The 14855-nt window shown below is 70.8% G+C and carries 13 protein-coding genes and 2 pseudogenes; 8 read left to right on the top strand and 7 right to left on the bottom strand.

All coding sequences use genetic code 11. The annotated features are described in order from the left end of the window. Nucleotides 1-83: 83 nt before the first annotated feature. From ACFC02_RS29195 to ACFC02_RS29185, 3 genes are all read left to right on the top strand, one after another. Nucleotides 84-671 (top strand): histidine phosphatase family protein, encoded by a 588-nt coding sequence (locus tag ACFC02_RS29195; RefSeq protein WP_376363509.1) that lies wholly within the window; start codon nt 84-86, stop codon nt 669-671. A gap of 110 nt (nt 672-781) precedes the next feature. Further along, the gene (locus tag ACFC02_RS29190) at nt 782-1198 is read left to right on the top strand and encodes a hypothetical protein (protein ID WP_376363506.1); all 417 of its coding nucleotides are present in this window, start codon (nt 782-784) and stop codon (nt 1196-1198) included. Between the two features lie 98 nt (nt 1199-1296). Continuing rightward, nucleotides 1297-3237, top strand: coding sequence for a multicopper oxidase family protein (locus ACFC02_RS29185; protein WP_376363503.1), 1941 nt, complete (start codon nt 1297-1299; stop codon nt 3235-3237). A 266-nt stretch (nt 3238-3503) separates the two neighbouring features. On the opposite strand, the gene ACFC02_RS29180 is transcribed toward ACFC02_RS29185, so the two are convergent. The 4 genes from ACFC02_RS29180 to ACFC02_RS29165 form a co-directional block, all read right to left on the bottom strand. Beyond that, a complete protein-coding gene (locus tag ACFC02_RS29180; protein WP_376363500.1) occupies nt 3504-4766 on the bottom strand; it encodes an ABC transporter permease in 1263 nt (420 codons plus the stop codon). Beyond that, the gene (locus ACFC02_RS29175) at nt 4763-5521 is read right to left on the bottom strand and encodes an ABC transporter ATP-binding protein (protein WP_376363497.1); all 759 of its coding nucleotides are present in this window, start codon (nt 5519-5521) and stop codon (nt 4763-4765) included. Before ACFC02_RS29175 ends, ACFC02_RS29180 begins: the two co-directional genes overlap by 4 nt. A gap of 47 nt (nt 5522-5568) precedes the next feature. Further along, complete coding sequence (locus ACFC02_RS29170; protein ID WP_376363494.1) at nt 5569-6711, bottom strand: hypothetical protein; 1143 nt, start codon at nt 6709-6711, stop codon at nt 5569-5571. Between the two features lie 94 nt (nt 6712-6805). Beyond that, entirely contained in the window at nt 6806-7504 is a 699-nt protein-coding gene (locus ACFC02_RS29165) for a hypothetical protein (RefSeq protein ID WP_376363491.1), read from the bottom strand. Nucleotides 7505-7627: 123 nt separating this feature from the next. On the opposite strand from ACFC02_RS29165, the gene ACFC02_RS29160 reads away from it, so the two are divergent. Beyond that, a complete protein-coding gene (locus ACFC02_RS29160) occupies nt 7628-8392 on the top strand; it encodes a response regulator transcription factor (RefSeq protein WP_376363488.1) in 765 nt (254 codons plus the stop codon). Then, entirely contained in the window at nt 8385-10373 is a 1989-nt protein-coding gene (locus ACFC02_RS29155) for a sensor histidine kinase (RefSeq protein WP_376363485.1), read from the top strand. The genes ACFC02_RS29160 and ACFC02_RS29155 overlap by 8 nt, the downstream gene beginning before the upstream one ends. A gap of 265 nt (nt 10374-10638) precedes the next feature. On the opposite strand, the gene ACFC02_RS29150 is transcribed toward ACFC02_RS29155, so the two are convergent. Both ACFC02_RS29150 and ACFC02_RS29145 read right to left on the bottom strand, forming a co-directional pair. Beyond that, on the bottom strand, nt 10639-11298 hold the full coding sequence (locus ACFC02_RS29150) for a GntR family transcriptional regulator (protein ID WP_376363482.1): 660 nt from the start codon (nt 11296-11298) through the stop codon (nt 10639-10641). Beyond that, the gene (locus ACFC02_RS29145; protein ID WP_376363479.1) at nt 11295-11822 is read right to left on the bottom strand and encodes a peptide deformylase; all 528 of its coding nucleotides are present in this window, start codon (nt 11820-11822) and stop codon (nt 11295-11297) included. The genes ACFC02_RS29150 and ACFC02_RS29145 overlap by 4 nt, the downstream gene beginning before the upstream one ends. Nucleotides 11823-11841: 19 nt before the next feature. Here ACFC02_RS29145 and ACFC02_RS29140 point away from each other — a divergent pair. Both ACFC02_RS29140 and ACFC02_RS29135 read left to right on the top strand, forming a co-directional pair. After that, a pseudogene (locus tag ACFC02_RS29140) lies at nt 11842-12021 on the top strand (pyridoxal-phosphate dependent enzyme); the annotation flags it as partial. 103 nt (nt 12022-12124) lie between these two features. Beyond that, nucleotides 12125-12265: pseudogene (locus ACFC02_RS29135) on the top strand (hypothetical protein); the annotation flags it as partial. A 176-nt stretch (nt 12266-12441) separates the two neighbouring features. On the opposite strand, the gene ACFC02_RS29130 reads toward ACFC02_RS29135, so the two are convergent. Further along, nucleotides 12442-13158: a cupin domain-containing protein gene (locus ACFC02_RS29130; protein ID WP_376363475.1), complete on the bottom strand. Its 717-nt coding sequence runs from the start codon at nt 13156-13158 to the stop codon at nt 12442-12444. A 318-nt stretch (nt 13159-13476) separates the two neighbouring features. Between ACFC02_RS29130 and ACFC02_RS29125 the strand changes: the two genes are divergently transcribed. Then, nucleotides 13477-14658, top strand: a complete 1182-nt coding sequence (locus ACFC02_RS29125) for a glutamate--cysteine ligase (RefSeq protein WP_376363472.1) — start codon at nt 13477-13479, stop codon at nt 14656-14658. Nucleotides 14659-14855: the final 197 nt, after the last annotated feature.

The following is a 14855-nucleotide window of genomic DNA, read 5'->3' as shown; positions in this document are numbered from 1 at the left end:
ACAGGCCTGCGATGGACGTCAGCCCCGGACGAGGGCGTGGAAAGTGCCCCGGGGAGGCACCCGATCAGCTAGCGTGCGCGGCTATGGGTGAGCTGATAGTGATCCGGCACGGCCAGACGGAGTGGAGCCTGTCGGGCCGGCATGCCGGCCGGACCGACGTGCGGCTGACCGACGCGGGTGAGGCGGCGGCCAGGGCTCTGGCACCGAGGCTGGCCCGCCGCCGTCCGGTCGCCGTGCTCAGCAGCCCGCTGCACCGTGCCATGCGGACAGCCGAGTTGGCCGGCTTGACCGGCGTCACGCCCGATCCCGACCTGTCGGAGTGGGATTACGGCGGCTACGAAGGCCTGACCGCCGACCAGATCCGGGAGTCGAGGCCGGGCTGGGACCTGTGGCGGGACGGTGTCATTCCCGGCGACGCCGATCATCCCGGCGAGCAGCTCCGGCAGGTGGCCGCGCGCACGGACGCGGTGCTGGAGCGCATTCGTCCGCTGCTGAGCGAGGGCGATGTCGCCGTCGTCGCGCACGGCCATCTCGCCCGGGTGCTCACCGTACGCTGGCTCGGACTGGACGCGTCCGCGAGCCGACTGCTCGGACACCCGCATCCCGGCACCCTCGGCTTCCTGGCCGCCGAGGACGGGCAACCGTACATCTCCGCCTGGAACGTCCCCTAGCACGAGCCCGCTTCGCCACCGGGCGACCACACCGCGAGGTCGTCAAGACCTTCCTGGCCGCAGCCCACGACGGCCGGTTCGAGCAACTGCCACAGGTTCTCCACCCCGAAGTGAAGTTCACCGTCCACACCCCGAACGGAACGTTCGTCACGCTCGGGGCCACCGAAGTCGCCACCCGCGCGCGAGTGGCCGGCAGCACGGCACGACGACATGCGGCGACCGTCAACGGCCGCCCCGGCGTCATCTCGTGGAGCGCGGACGGCACTCCGCCCTCCGTCCTCGCCTTCGCCGTCGCCGTCGCCGTCGCCGTCGCCGACGGCAACATCACCGAGATCACCGCCGTGGTCGGCCCGGCGGAACTCGCGCCCGTGGACCTGCCGGACCCGGTGTGGCCCCCTGCCGGCGAAGACCGCGCACACTCGAAGTGGTCCACGCCGGATGCCGCGTTCTCATGTATTCAGACTGACGGTAATAATTCGATTTCAATTCCAACGTCGGCTGAATTTCCGCCGAGATCGGCTCAATGAGTGGCTTTCCTCGGACGGGGCCAGCGTGCCGCGGGAACATGCCTGAATCGCCCCTGTATCTCTTGGCCGTTGCGTGAGGCGATGGAAGGCTGGAGACGATGATCGAGCGAAGGAAATTCCTCGCGGCCGGCACCATGGGGGCAGCGGCCATGATTTCACCAGGTGTTCTGGGAGCGCGAGCCGGTGCGACGACCGCTCACCCGCCGACAGGATGTACGAACACCCCGGCACTGAACACCCCTCCGTTGAAGAAGTACGTCGACCCGCTGCCGAGGCCGGTAGCGGCCATCCCGGATCCTTCCGTCTATCCGGGCGCCGACTACTACGAGATCACCATGCGGCAGGAGTCGTGGCGCTTCCACCGGGATCTCGCGCCGTCCCCTGTGTGGGGCTACTGGGCCACGAACCCGCACGCTCCTCACGAACCGATCGGCATGGGCTATCTCGGGCCGACCATCAACACGATGCGTGACCACCCGACGGTCGTCAAGTGGCGCAACGAACTGCCGACCACCCACATGTTCCAGTCCGTGATCGACAAGATCCGGGAGGGAGACCCCCAGCTCTCCCCGATCGCCCCGCCTCCCTACAAGAGCGTCCCGCCCATCCCGGCGAACATCAACGTGTGGAACGTCGTACACCAGCACGGCGGTTACACGGCACCGCAGTCCGACGGCATGCCACTGCAGTCGTACAGCCCGGACGGTTTTCACGCCGAGTCCTACACCACCCTGGACCCGGACCGGGTCGAAGCCAACGAGGCGATCTACGCCTACACCAATCACGACCATTCGTGCATGCTCTGGTATCACGATCACGGCATGGGGATGACCAGCCTCAACGTCTATGCGGGCCTTGCCGGTCTCTACTTCATTCGTGACCACGCCGACGAGTGGCTCGGGCTGCCGCAAGGCGAATTCGAGGTCCCTCTCGTCCTGCAGGACCGGACCTTCCACCGGGACGGCTCGCTCGCCTACACCATGGACCAGCGGGAAGGCGAGGACACCCCGGTCGTCAACGGAAAGGCGTACCCTTTCCTGGCCGTCGAGCCGCGACGCTACCGGCTGCGCATTCTCAACGCATCGAACGAGCGATTCTGGCGGCTGAGGTTCGACGTTCCCCGAGACGTACTCCCTGAGCCCCAACTGCCGTTCTGGCTCATCGGCACAGACGGCGGCTTCCGCACTCCGCTGCACATGCTCGATTTCCTGATCAGCCCCGCCGAGCGGTACGACCTGATCGTCGACTTCAGCCGGATGCCCATGGGCACGAACGTCACGTTGACGAACTTCCCGGGGACCCAGGTCCACTTCCCCGGAATCACCGGCTGCGGACCGGAGATCGCGGAGATCATGCAGTTCCAGGTAACCAAGCCGCTGTCCGGAGGCAGGGACCGTACGACGCCGCCGAAGAAACTCAGACTGCCCGCGGTCGCACCCATCGAGCCGGAACCGCACACCCGTCGGCGGGAATGGGTCGTGTACCAGCACAAGCTCTTCAGTACCATGACGTTCAACGCGGTGCCCTTCATGGAACCGTCCCAGGACTTCATCGAGGAGGGCTCGACCGAGATCTGGGAGTACATCAATCCCAACCATGACGCCCACCCGATGCATGTCCACCTCGTCAACTTCCAGGTGCTGAACAGGCAACCGATCGACGCGGCCCGCTACCAGGCCGATTACGACAAGTGGGTCTACGGCAGCCGCAGACCGGAGGACCGACCGGTGCTGGCGCGATACTTCACCGGCCCACCCGTTCCGCCGGAGCCGGACGAAGCACTGTCCTACAAGGACACGGTCAAGGCCCACGCGAAGATGGTGACCAGGATCATCATTCAGGAGTTCGTCCCGCCGACGGAGACGATCGCGTCGATTCCGGGCAGCGGCGCGGAGTTGCCGGCGACGTACGTCCACCACTGCCACCTCCTCGAACACGAAGACGACGACCTCATGCGTCCGTGGACGATCGTCGGCCCCGGCGATCACGACGGCCACGGCGATGAAGACCACGGCCACGGCGGCGGCCACGGCCGCTGACGCGATCGATCGACCCGCGTGTGCGGATCGGCGCCCCAGGACCCCGGACGCCCTCGGCTGTCCGCGGTGCCCACGGGGAAGGCCGGCCCGCAGGCTGGTCGCCCCGCCGGTCCGGACAACCGGAGGCTCGGGAGCCCACTCGCGTCCAGCCGGTGCCGCGGTTCAGCGGGTACCGGGTGCCGTGGCGGTTGGCCGTGGCGGCTTTGGCCACCCGCCCGCCGCGTCGGTTCCGCGGCCGGCGGCCGCGTCCGGCGAAGGCTCACGGATCACGAGGTGCTCAGGGCCTCCGTCGGAGCCAGGCGGGCGGCGCGTACGGACGGGTACACGCCCGCCAGGATCCCGATGGCCGTCGCACCGCCCGTTCCCATGGCCACAGCGGTCACAGGGATCACCGGTGGCCAGCCCTGGTACGTCACGTAGGCGACCGTGGCCAGTGCGCCGATCGCCGTTCCCACCGCACCGCCGAACACGGAGAGCACCACGGACTCCGTCATGAACTGGCCCCTGATCTGTCTGCGGTTGGCTCCCAGTGCCCGCCGCAGACCGATCTCACTGCGCCGCTCCAGGACGGAGATGTACATGGTGTTGGCGACCCCGATGCCACCGACCAGCAGGGCCACTCCCGACAGTCCCAGGAAGAGGGCCGAGAACGTGCTGTTGGCCATACGTTTGGCCGCCAGGGCGTCGGACGGCCGGCTGACCTGCACCAGCCCCGGCAGCTGCGGGTCGAGGGTGGCGGGCAGGACGTCGGCCACGGCTTCCATGGCGTCCTCGTCGGCCCGTACGTAGACGACCGTGGGGTGTCCGTCGAAGGCGAGTTCCCGTTCGGCCGCCCGCCAGCCCACCAGGACGGAGCGGTCGAGGTCCTCGGCGAGCGGTATCGGTTCGAGGACGCCGACGACCGTGAACCACGTCTGGTCGATGATGATCTGCGGTCCCTCCTGGCCTGGGACGATGCCGGGAACGCCGAGCCGGGCGGCGGCCTGGTGGCCGAGTACGACGGTGGGCAGCCGGTCCGTGGAGGGGCTCAGGAAGCGGCCCGAGGCCACTGCGCCGTTCACCGCGGGCAGCAGGTCGTCCTGACTGGCGAGCACGGTGAGCCCGAGTCCGTCGTCGGGGTCGGTCCGGTCGGAGCGCCGGACGACCGCGTGGGTGTTGGCGACAGCACTCGTGCGGCTCACCGGGCCGATTCTGGCGGCCATTCCCGCCGCTTCCGGCGGCAGCAGCACCGGGGGGTTCTGGTTGGGCTGCGGCTGTGCTCTGAGCAGGTTCGTGCCCAGCGCGGCCAGTTGTGCGTCGAGGGCGGCCCGGCTCGACGCCGGGATCCCCGTGACCAGGACGAGCGTGAGGATGCCGATCGAAATACCGAGTGCGGACAGAGCAGCCCTCATCCGGCGGATACGGATGCCGAGGAGTCCGAGCAGCAGCACGTCCGCCGGCGCCAGCCGTACGGGGCGGGCCGGGTCGAAGCGCCTGGCGTGCGCGTCCGCGCGGCGGTCGCTTCCGGAAGGAGCCGTACGGCGGGTCACGCGCCGCCCCCGGCGGCCGGTGCCTCGTCGTGCGTGTCGGTGACGACGTGCCCGTCCCGCATCTCGATCCGGCGGGGCAGGCGTGCCGCGATGTCCCGATCGTGCGTGATGACGGCGATGGTGGTGCCCTCGCTGTTCAGCTGGGTGAGGAGGTGGAGCACGGACTGTCCGTTCGCGGTGTCGAGGGCACCGGTCGGCTCGTCGGCGAGGACCAGCGCGGGCTCGTTGACCAAGGCCCGGGCGATGGCCACCCGCTGGCGTTCGCCGCCGGCGAGCTGGTGCGGCAGGTGGCGGGTGCGGTGGGCGAGACCGACACGGCCGAGGGCGGCCGCGGCCATCGGCCGTCGCCGGCGGCGCGGCACGCCCGCGTAGAGCAGTCCCGTGGCGACGTTCTCCTCGGCCGTGAGGCCGTCCGTGAGGTGGAAGTGCTGGAAGACGAACCCCAGCCGGCGTCCGCGCAGGGCGGACAGTTCCCGGTCGGACAGCCGTGCGGCGTTCCTGCCGCCGATCCGGACGGTGCCGCTGGTCGGCGTGGCGAGGGTGCCCATGATGTTCAGCAAGGTGGATTTGCCGGAGCCGGAGCGGCCGACGATCGCCAGCAACTCGCCCGTCCGGATGGTCAGGGACACGTTGTCGAGGGCGGTGACGCCTCCCGCGTAGACCTTGCGGACGTTCTGGACGGCGAGGACGGGGGCATCCGGGTCGCCGGGCGGGTTCGGCGGGGTGCGCCACCATGCCTGCGCAGTGGTCGGCATCCCGGGCGGATCGTGCGGTGTTTCCGGTGGGCCGGGGCGCGGTGCGATCATGACGCCGTCACCACCACGTCGCCCTCCTCGACGCCGGCACCGCTGACCTCTACGAGCCCCTTGGCGAACAAACCGGTCTCGGCCCTGACCAGCTTCCCGCCGGGGCGCTGCAACGCGTAACCGCCCTCGCTCAACGCGAGGAGCGCGCCCACCGGGACCACGAGCACGTCCTTCCTGGTCTCGGCCGTGAAGACGACCTGTACGGACGCCGCGTCGATCTCGGCGACGTCGGCGCTGTGCGTGAGCCGCACCTTCACCTGGAGCGTGGGGGGCGTTTCGACGCCGTCGCCGGCGCCGCTGTCGTTGCCGCCCTGCACCGTGGTGCTGACCGACGCGACCTGGCCGGGGACGTCCTTGTCGCCGGGCAGGGTGATGGTGACCTTGTCGCCCTTGTGGATGGAGTGGGCGCTGTTCACGTCGGCCTTCACCGTGACCGTCTTCTCCTGCGAGGTGAGGGTGAGGACGTTTTCGGCGGCCGGGTCACCGAGCTGCGCCGTGACGGCGTCGACGCGCGAGGGTCCGGGCAGGACCAGGGTCCGGTCCGGGTCCAGCGTTCCGGTCGCCTTCCGGCCGGTGTCGTGCTGCCAGCGCTTGAGCGCCGCGAGTACTCCGGTGGTCAGTTCGGTGCCGACGCCACCCGCGCCGGTGCCTGTGCCGTTGTTCGCCCCGCTGCCCGTGGCGCTGCCCGTTCCGCCGCCCGCGGGGGCCTCCGGGACCTGCCGGGGCCTGGGACCGATGTCGTAGCCGAGGGCCCGCAGGTTCTCGACCAGGACGGTCACGTCCCGTCCGGTCGTGCCCGCCTTGTCCAGCGGGCGGAAGAACGGGGTGTCGCCGAAGAACACCGTGACCGGCTCGTCGTCGATCCAGTACAGGGGCTTGCCCCGGGACGCGGCGGAGCCGGAGGCGGGGAGTCTGCTGATCACGCCCTTCCCGGTGCCCTTGACCGTGACGCGGCCGCCGAAGCCGAGCACGCCGGGGAGGGTCCGGGAGTCGCTCAGGTCCGCTCGCTTCACCTGGGTGGTCCGGGTGGAGGGAGCGGCGGCGGGGCCGGGGCGCTGCCGTCTGCCGTGGTCCGTGAGCGCCGTCGCCCCGTAGACGCCGCCCGCGGCGACCGCGAGCACGGCCGCGACCACGGTCACCCTGCGCAGGGCCCGCCGCGGGCGCCTGCGGGACGGCCGCCCGCTCGTCGGCGAACCGTCGCTCGCGGGCGCACCACGTTCCGCCGTCGAGCCGCTACTTGCCACCGAACGCCTCCAGCGAACAGGCACGGTCGGCCTCGGTGGCCTTGGACTCGGGAAGGCTGCCCGTGGTGTCGTCGTCGTAGGTCCAGCCCAGACCGTCCGGGTACACGCTGGTGTCGGGGATCAGGTGGATCTTCATGCCCCGGTGCTGGAGGCACTTGACGTAGGCGCGGTAGTCGTCCGCGTAGTGCGCGTTGGTCTCGGGGCTGGTCTCGGGGGGCTGGCGTGGCAGCTTGACCAGACAGGCGTCGTAAGCGGCCTGGTACTTGGAGTAGTCCTTCTCGCTCACCTCGGGCACTGCCTGCCTGGCGCCGGTCGCGGCCGCCCGCTCGGTGTTCATCGGCACACCGTGCGCCTGGAGGCACGCGTTGTAGGCGTCCGTGAGGCGCTGATCCTCCTCCAGGGAGGTGTCCAGCCTCAGTTGGGGGCGTTCGGCTTCCACGGCCGAGTCGTGCGGGCCGCCCTTCGGCGCCTTCTTCGCGCCCGTCGGCGCGCCGGACTGCAGGGTGTCAACACCCCTGCCCGAACCTCTCCCGGCGCCGTCACCGCCGCCGCACGCGGTCAGCGTCATTCCGGCGGCGACAGCCAGGCCGAGGACGGCAAGGAAACGGGACGAGTACGTGGACGAGTGCAGGGACGAGTGCGCGGACGACCGCGCGGACGACCGCAGGGTTGAGTGGTTGTGCTGCATGCCGGACAGCGTGCGCAAGGAATGTCAGGCAAACGTCAGGGACTGACAGTGGTCCGGTGTTCCTGCCGGGGAAGGGCGTCCGGACGAGCAGAACACCGCTGTTCCCGTTCCTAGACTGACGCCATGTGCGCAGAAGTAGTGATAGCCGAGGACGATGCCGACCAGGCCGAACTGATCCGCAGGTACCTGGAGCACGAGGGGCACGCGGTGACCCTCGTGCACGACGGCCGGTCCGCTCTCGACCTGCTGCGCAGCAGACGCCCCGACCTGCTGGTCCTCGATGTGATGATGCCGCGGGTCGACGGGCTGGACGTGTGCCGCATCCTGCGGGCGGAACCCCGTCTCGCAGACCTTCCCGTGCTCATGCTGACGGCCAGGTCGTCCGAGGACGATCTCCTGCTCGGCCTGGATCTGGGCGCGGACGACTACATGACCAAGCCGTTCAGTCCGCGCGAACTCATGGCGCGCATACGGTCCCTGCTCCGGCGCAGCGACCGGGGCGCGGACAGCGTGGCCGGCCGGGGTGCGGCCCTCTCTTCCTCCGTACTGCGGGCCGGCCCGGTGACGGTCGACCGCGCCCGGCACGAGGTGTGGGCGTACGGACGCACCATCCGCTGTACGCCGGGTGAGTTCCGCCTCCTCGACGTGCTCGCCGAGCACCCCGGGCAGGTCCTGTCGCGAGCCCAGATCCTCGAACGTCTGCACGGCTCCGATCCGTTCATCACCCCGCGGACGGTCGACGTCCACGTCATGAACCTGCGCCGGAAGATCAAGGACGCCCTGTCGGGCCAACAGCCCGCTGCGGCACAGGACTTGTCGCCCCTGGTGACCGTGTACGGGGTGGGGTACAAGCTCGTGGACGACCAGCAGGTTCTCCCTCATGCGTAGGGCCCGCTCCACGGCCGCCGCCTCCACCGCCCCCACCGTTCCCGCCGCTCCTGCCGCTCCCACCGCTCCTGCCGTCTCGACCGCGCCTGTGCGGCGCAGTCTGCTGCTGCGTCTGCTGGCGGTCTCGGCCCTCGTCTCGGTGTGCTCGATCACCGCCACCGCATGGGTGGTGGTGCAGAGCACCGCCGTCGCGCTCAGCCGTGAGCGGGGCCAGGCGCTGGCCGACGACGCCCGGGTCTACGACGCCCTCCTCGGTTATGCCGCGACTCATCCATCCTGGAACGGCGTGCGGCCCTCCGTGGACCGGCTCGCCGAGTCGACCGGCCACCGCATCGTCCTCCTCGGCAAGGACGGCCGTCCCCTCGCGGACTCGGCCGCCGAGCGGGACCACCCGTTCCAGCCGCCGCAGAAGGCGACCGCGGTCGTCGACCCGCTGGCCGTCGACCCGGAACTGAGCAAGGACAAGGACGGGAACACGGGCGACGGCTTCGGCAACGACACCGGTGCCGGCACCGGGCTGATCGACTCGCGGGCCGTGGGCCCCTTCAAGCTGTCCGGGGAAGACAGCAAGTACCTGGGGGGCATCGCCACCCGGGTGGTCGCCTGCCTGCGCGACCTCGGCGGCGTCCAGGCACATGTGCGCACGATGCCCAGCGGACGTCCCAGAGTGGTGGTGCCCAGTCCCGGCGGGGCGCCCATCCTGGGCGACCAGCGCTGCCCCACGACGGCGCTCACCGATCCGACACCGTCGGAGGCCGAAGCCCTGGCCGCCTTGACCACACTCGTCAACACATGTCTGGCCGGACGGCAGGCGGGCGCGGTGACGCTGGCCGTCGACGGCAGCTGGGAGGCGCGGACCCGCGACGCACCCCCTGCCGCGACCGTCACCTCGTGCCTGACGTCGAGCCGCAGTCAGCAGCTGGCGCCGTACGTGGCCCCCGCCGCGCTCATGTACATCAGTGGCCCCGGACGCACGGCGACGACCTTCTTCGACCTCTCTGCCGACAACAGGCTCCGTATCGCCGGCTGGGCCTCGGCCGTGCTGGTGCTGACGGTCGCCGTGACCACTCTGGCCGGCATCCGCCTGGTGAAGCCACTGAGGACGCTGACGGCAGCGGCGATGCGGATGGAGGCCGGCGAGCTGTCCACGCGCGTGCCGGTCCGGGGGGACGACGAGATCGGAAGGCTCTCGGCCGCCTTCAACGCGATGTCGCTGCGCCGCGAACGGCTGGAATCCGTACGACGGAACATGACCAACGACATCGCACATGAACTGCGTACGCCGGTGAGCAACATCCGGGGCTGGCTGGAGGCCGTGGAGGACGGCCTCGCCCGTCCCGATGCCGAGTTGGTGACGTCCCTGCTGGGGCAGGCCCTCCAGCTCCAGCACATCATCGACGACCTGCGGGACCTCTCGGCGGCAGAGGCCGACGAACTCCGTCTGGCGCCCGAGTCCGTCCAGGTCACCGAACTCCTGTCGGCCACCGCCACGGCCAACCAGGCCACGGCGGCCGCAGCAGGTGTCACCCTCCGCGCCGTGGCGAGCGAACCGGTCCAGGTCATGGCAGACCCGGTACGGATACGGCAGATGGTCGGCAACCTCGTGTCGAACGCGATCCGCCACACGCCCGCCGGGGGCTCCGTCACGCTGGGCGCCCGCGTCGAGGCCGGCCTCGGCGGGGTCTACGGTTCCGGGGCCGCCACCGTCGTGATCGACGTGACGGACAGCGGCACCGGAATCCCGGCCGGCGACTTGCCGCATGTCTTCGACCGGTTCTGGCGCGCGGACAAGTCCCGCAACCGGCGAAGCGGCGGCAGCGGCCTCGGGCTGGCGATCGTCCGCCGCCTGGCCGAGGCGCACCAGGGAACCGTCACCGCGACCAGCACGCCGGGCGCGGGCTCGACCTTCACCCTCCGCCTGCCGCAGTATGGGCCCGCCACCGGGGCGAACCCGCCGATGGGACAGGCCGGTACGACATGACCGCGGGCATGCCTGCGCGCGGCAGGGCGGCGGGCGCCCGGCCGGCGTCGGAGGGGGTGGCGATTCGCGGAGGTGCAGGAACTTCGACGAGCACGTGCGCGTCTGAAGACACAAGTTGTGCCCAGCGCGATGCCAAGCGCCCGCGGAGTCGCCACGCCGCCTCTCCCCGATATGCAGAGCAGGGGCCGCAGTTGCGCGGGCGGGGTCCCGTCCCGCCGCTGCTCTTCCGGTCGTTACGCTCCCCAGGGGGTGGCGGTGGGCGTTCTCAGGCCAGCCAGGTCATCACCCGTTCCATGCCCGCCTTCCAGTGACGTTCTGTCAGCGTGGCCGCCCGGTTCCCGTCACCGGCGGCCAGGGCCGCGAGGATCTCCCGGTGTTCGGCGTCGGCACGTGCGCGCTCCGGAGTACGGTGCATGTAGGCGATCTCGTAGCGGGCGAGGTTGTTGCGCAGTTGACCGGCGAGTGTCGCGAGGTACTGGTTGCCGCCGAGGCCGACCAGCGCGTCGTGGTGGTGGGTGTCCAGCCGGCGCCGCCGCACGGGGTCGTCGCACCGTTCGAGTTCGCCGAGGCGGCTCGTGAGCCGCTCCATCACCTCGTCCGGGAGGGGCCGGGTGACGGATCGCAGGGCCAGCGCCTCCAACGCGCCGAGGACGGGGTAGAGCTCGCCGCACTCGCGGGCGGTGAGCGGTTTGACCGTGAAACCCCGGGCGAGCGCGGAGTCCACCACTCCCTCGGCCTGGAGGCGCAGCAGGGCCTCCCGTACCGGGGTGCGTGAGACGCCCAGCGTACGGCTGAGGGAGGCTTCGGTCAGTGCGGCGCCCGGCGTGACGTGTCCGCTCGCGATCAGTTCGACGATCCGGGCGTAGACGCTCTCCCGGAGGGGTTCGCCGCGGGTGATGGGTTCGGGTGGGGTGGGTGTGGTCATGACCTGTAGGGGCTCTCATCCCGGTGGCGTAGTTCGAACTCCGGGCGCATGCACAGGCTCCGCGCGTCGGTCATGCGGTCGACGGCCAGGTACCCGTCGAGGTGGTCGATCTCGTGTTGCAGCAGTTCTCCCAGCTCTCCGTCCGCCCGCACGGTGTGGTGCCGTCCGTCGGGTGACTGGTAGTCGACCTCGATCCAGGTGTGGCGGCGGACGGTGCAGAAGAACTGGAGAGAGAAGCTGAGGCAGCCGTCCCACACCTCCCACGTCGACTCGGCACGCGCGGTGATGCGGGGATTGACGAGCGTCCATGGCTGTTCCAGCCTGCAGTGGACCAGCCGCACACCGGCCCCGATCTGCGGGGCTGCGATCCCGCGGCCGTAGCCCGTGCGTCGTTGCCAGTCCGCGAGCGTGTCGTCCAGGTCCGTGATCAAGGCGGCGGCCGCGGGGTCGAGTGGGACGGGGATCTCCTGCGTGGGAGCGCGGAGCAATGGGTGCCCCAGTTGAAGGGTTTCACGTATCGTCACTTCGTCTATCGTATACGATGTGAAGGTCGCGCGGATCCGTCGGCTGGGCGCCCGGGTGGTCCTGGCCGGTGAGGACTTCGACGAGGCCAAGTCCCTGGCCCGCACGCACGCGGAGCACGAGCACCTGACTTTCGTCGAGGACGGCGACGAGCCCCGCATCGCGGAGGGCGCGGGGACGATCGCCGTCGAACTGATGCCTGCGGCGCCCGATCTGCTCCTCGTACCGGTGGCCAACGGGGCCCTGATCAACGGGATCGGCTCCCTGGACGAAGGCGCACGCGCCGCACACGAGAGTCGTCGGGGTGTGCGCGGCGGGCGCGCCCGCCATGGCGCTGAGCTGGAAGGCGGGCGCCGTCGTCGCCACCTCCCGGCCGCGCACCGCCGCCGACGGAGTCGCGGTACGCCTGCCGGTGCCGGCGGCGGTGCGCACCATGTCCGAGGTCGTCGACGACATGCTGTGCGTCGACGAGGAGTCCATCGCACGTGCCGCGGACCTCGCACGCGCGGGACGGGTAGGCACCGCGCTCGCGGCACTGGTGCGGGTGAGGCGGCAAGGCGCGTCTTTCCCGTCCGCGGCCGGGGCGCGGGAACCCGTACTCGTGCACAGTGGGCGGCTCACTCAGCCGTGGGTTGCCGGTGGGCGGTGGTCACCCGGGGGCAGGGTGAGGTCCGCCCAGTCGAAACCGGGTGCGGTCACGCAGGTGACGAGCACGGGGGCGCTGCCGGTGGGGCGGGCGCTTTGCCACTGTCCGGCGGAAACCGCCGCCCACAGCACCTGTCCGGCCGCCGTGTCGGGGCCGAGGAGGACGGTAGGGGCCGCCCGGTCCGTTGGCTGGGGAGCGCAGGTGAGGGACAGAGGGCTGCCGCTGTGCCAGAGCCACAGTTCGTCGGAGGCGACGCGGTGCCAGCGTGACTGCTCCCCGGGGCTCAGAAGGTAGTGAATGGCGGTGGCGGCCGGGCGTCGCCCCCGGCTGGTGTCGACCTGCTCGCCGGCCGCCCAGAGACGTCGGTACCAACCGCCCTCCGGATGCTCCTCCAGACCCAGCTGCACGGCCAGAGCCGGCCGCGTCCGCCCGGAGGCCTTCATCACCGCGCGCTCGGCGGAGTCGTTCTCGCGGTGCATCGTCGCCCCCTTCGTGAGGCCCACCATGGCGCGGGGGGCACGGCCCTCCTGTGCCAACAGCTCGCCCGGCCGGATGGAAACGTCTGACGCGGACCCGCCGGCCGGCCCCGCCTTCTTGTAGGCCCCGTCGGGCGCACGTCCTTGTCCGAGACAGGTGGCCGCGGTCGTCTGGAGGTCGGACATCACCACGTCGACGCTCTTCGTCTCCCGCACGGCCCACCGCAGCAGAACGGTCAGGCGGGAACCGGTACAGCCACAGCAGCATCCTCCTCGCGCGGACCGGGAACCGACTGGCCGGCCCGCCCCTCGGTCATGTGGGCCGCCCTTCTCGTCATATGCCTCCGGCGCCGGCCTTCCCGGACCCGACACACCCCCTCCACCCGTACAGGCCAGCGCGCGCGTGCGGAGAACACCGCTCAGCCGTATGAAGGCGTGCCAGTCGTCCACGGCAACGCTCGCTCGGTCGGAAACCGGACGAGTACGCCGTTTCACCGCGTGTCCGGCAGCGTCCTCTGCCACAGTGCACCCACCATGACCAGTCAGCCGCAGCAGCAATCACCGCCGGACGACGTCCCTGCCGACCGCCCCGACGCCCCTGCGGGAATGTCCGCTCCACTGACGGTGGGGGTGGAGGAGGAGTTCCTCCTCGTCGATCCCGTCACCAGAACCGTCAGCCCCCAGGGCCCGCAGGTCGCCGCCGCAGCCGCCGGTGAACTCGGCCACCGCGTCGGCACCGAACTCACCCGCTACCAGATCGAAGGCCGTACCGAGCCGCACACCTGCCTGAACGAGGCAGCCGAAGAACTCCGCGCCACGCGAGCGGTCCTGGCACGCGCGGCCGCCGGCCGCGGCCTGCGCATCGCCTCCAGCGGCTCCCCGATCCTCGGCCTGGTCACCCCCGTGCCCCTCACACCAGGTCCGCGGTACGCGGAGAGCCTGTCCCTCTTCCGCGCCCTCGACGACGAGCAGAGCGCGTGCGCGTGTCACGTGCACGTAGGCGTGGCCGATCCGCGGGAAGCGATCGAAGTGAGCAACCACCTGCGGCCCTGGCTGCCCACGCTGACCGCGCTGGCCGCGAACTCGCCGTACTGGGCAGGCCGCGACACCGGCTACGCCAGCTGGCGCACCACCACCTGGGGGCGATGGCCGGTGGCCGGCCCGCCGCCGTACTTCGACTCCCCCGCCCATTTCCAGGACCTGGTCGAAGAACTCATCGGCACGCGAGCCGTCCTGGACCGCGGCGGCCTCTACTGGGACATCCGCCCCTCCCACCACCTGCCCACCATCGAGGTACGCGTCGCCGACGCAGGACTCACCCCCGAGGACACCGTCCTGCTCGCCGCCCTCGTCCGCGCCCTCACCGCCACCGCCCTCACCGCCATCCGCGCCGGTGAACCGGCACCCCGGCCCGCCCCCGAGCTGCTGCGCGCGGCCTGCTGGCGGGCAGCACGCGACGGTCTGAGCGGACACGCCCTCGACCCGGTCACCCGCCAACTGCTCCCCCAGACCACCCAGATCGAACACATGCTGCGTGTCATCTCCCCCGCCCTGCACCGCAACGGCGATCTCGACCTCGTACGCACCCACTGGGACCGCCTGCGCACCCGAGGAAGCGGAGCCGACCGGCAGCGCGCCGCCTACCGCCACCGCTCCAGCCTCCACGACGTCGTGGACCATGTCATCCACGCCACCTGCGCCTCGCAGACGCCCTGAGCGACGACGGCGGGCTTGCCCACCGGCCAGGACAGTCCACTCAGGAGCCCCGACGGCACGCGCTGCCGCCGGATGGAAGGAAGCGTGACGGCTGCACGAACTGGATGCTCCTATGCTTGTCAAGCTGCAGGAGCGAGGTCGGTTTGGGTGATTCGTTCGGTTGGTGTGGCGGTCAGAGCGCGGTAGACCTCGCGGGC

Source organism: Streptomyces sp. NPDC056160 (genome assembly GCF_042268205.1).
Taxonomy (GTDB): Bacteria; Actinomycetota; Actinomycetes; order Streptomycetales; family Streptomycetaceae; genus Streptomyces.
This window is presented reverse-complemented; position numbering and strand designations above follow the sequence as displayed.

Excerpts from the sequence above, each read along its gene's own strand:
- ACFC02_RS29195 (WP_376363509.1), top strand. The coding sequence starts at position 84 with ATGGGTGAGCTGATAGTGATCCGGCACGGCCAGACGGAGTGGAGCCTG.
- ACFC02_RS29185 (WP_376363503.1), top strand. The coding sequence starts at position 1,297 with ATGATCGAGCGAAGGAAATTCCTCGCGGCCGGCACCATGGGGGCAGCG.
- ACFC02_RS29175 (WP_376363497.1), bottom strand. The coding sequence starts at position 5,521 with ATGCCGACCACTGCGCAGGCATGGTGGCGCACCCCGCCGAACCCGCCC.
- ACFC02_RS29165 (WP_376363491.1), bottom strand. The coding sequence starts at position 7,504 with ATGCAGCACAACCACTCAACCCTGCGGTCGTCCGCGCGGTCGTCCGCG.
- ACFC02_RS29160 (WP_376363488.1), top strand. The coding sequence starts at position 7,628 with ATGTGCGCAGAAGTAGTGATAGCCGAGGACGATGCCGACCAGGCCGAA.
- ACFC02_RS29155 (WP_376363485.1), top strand. The coding sequence starts at position 8,385 with ATGCGTAGGGCCCGCTCCACGGCCGCCGCCTCCACCGCCCCCACCGTT.
- ACFC02_RS29150 (WP_376363482.1), bottom strand. The coding sequence starts at position 11,298 with ATGACCACACCCACCCCACCCGAACCCATCACCCGCGGCGAACCCCTC.
- ACFC02_RS29125 (WP_376363472.1), top strand. The coding sequence starts at position 13,477 with ATGACCAGTCAGCCGCAGCAGCAATCACCGCCGGACGACGTCCCTGCC.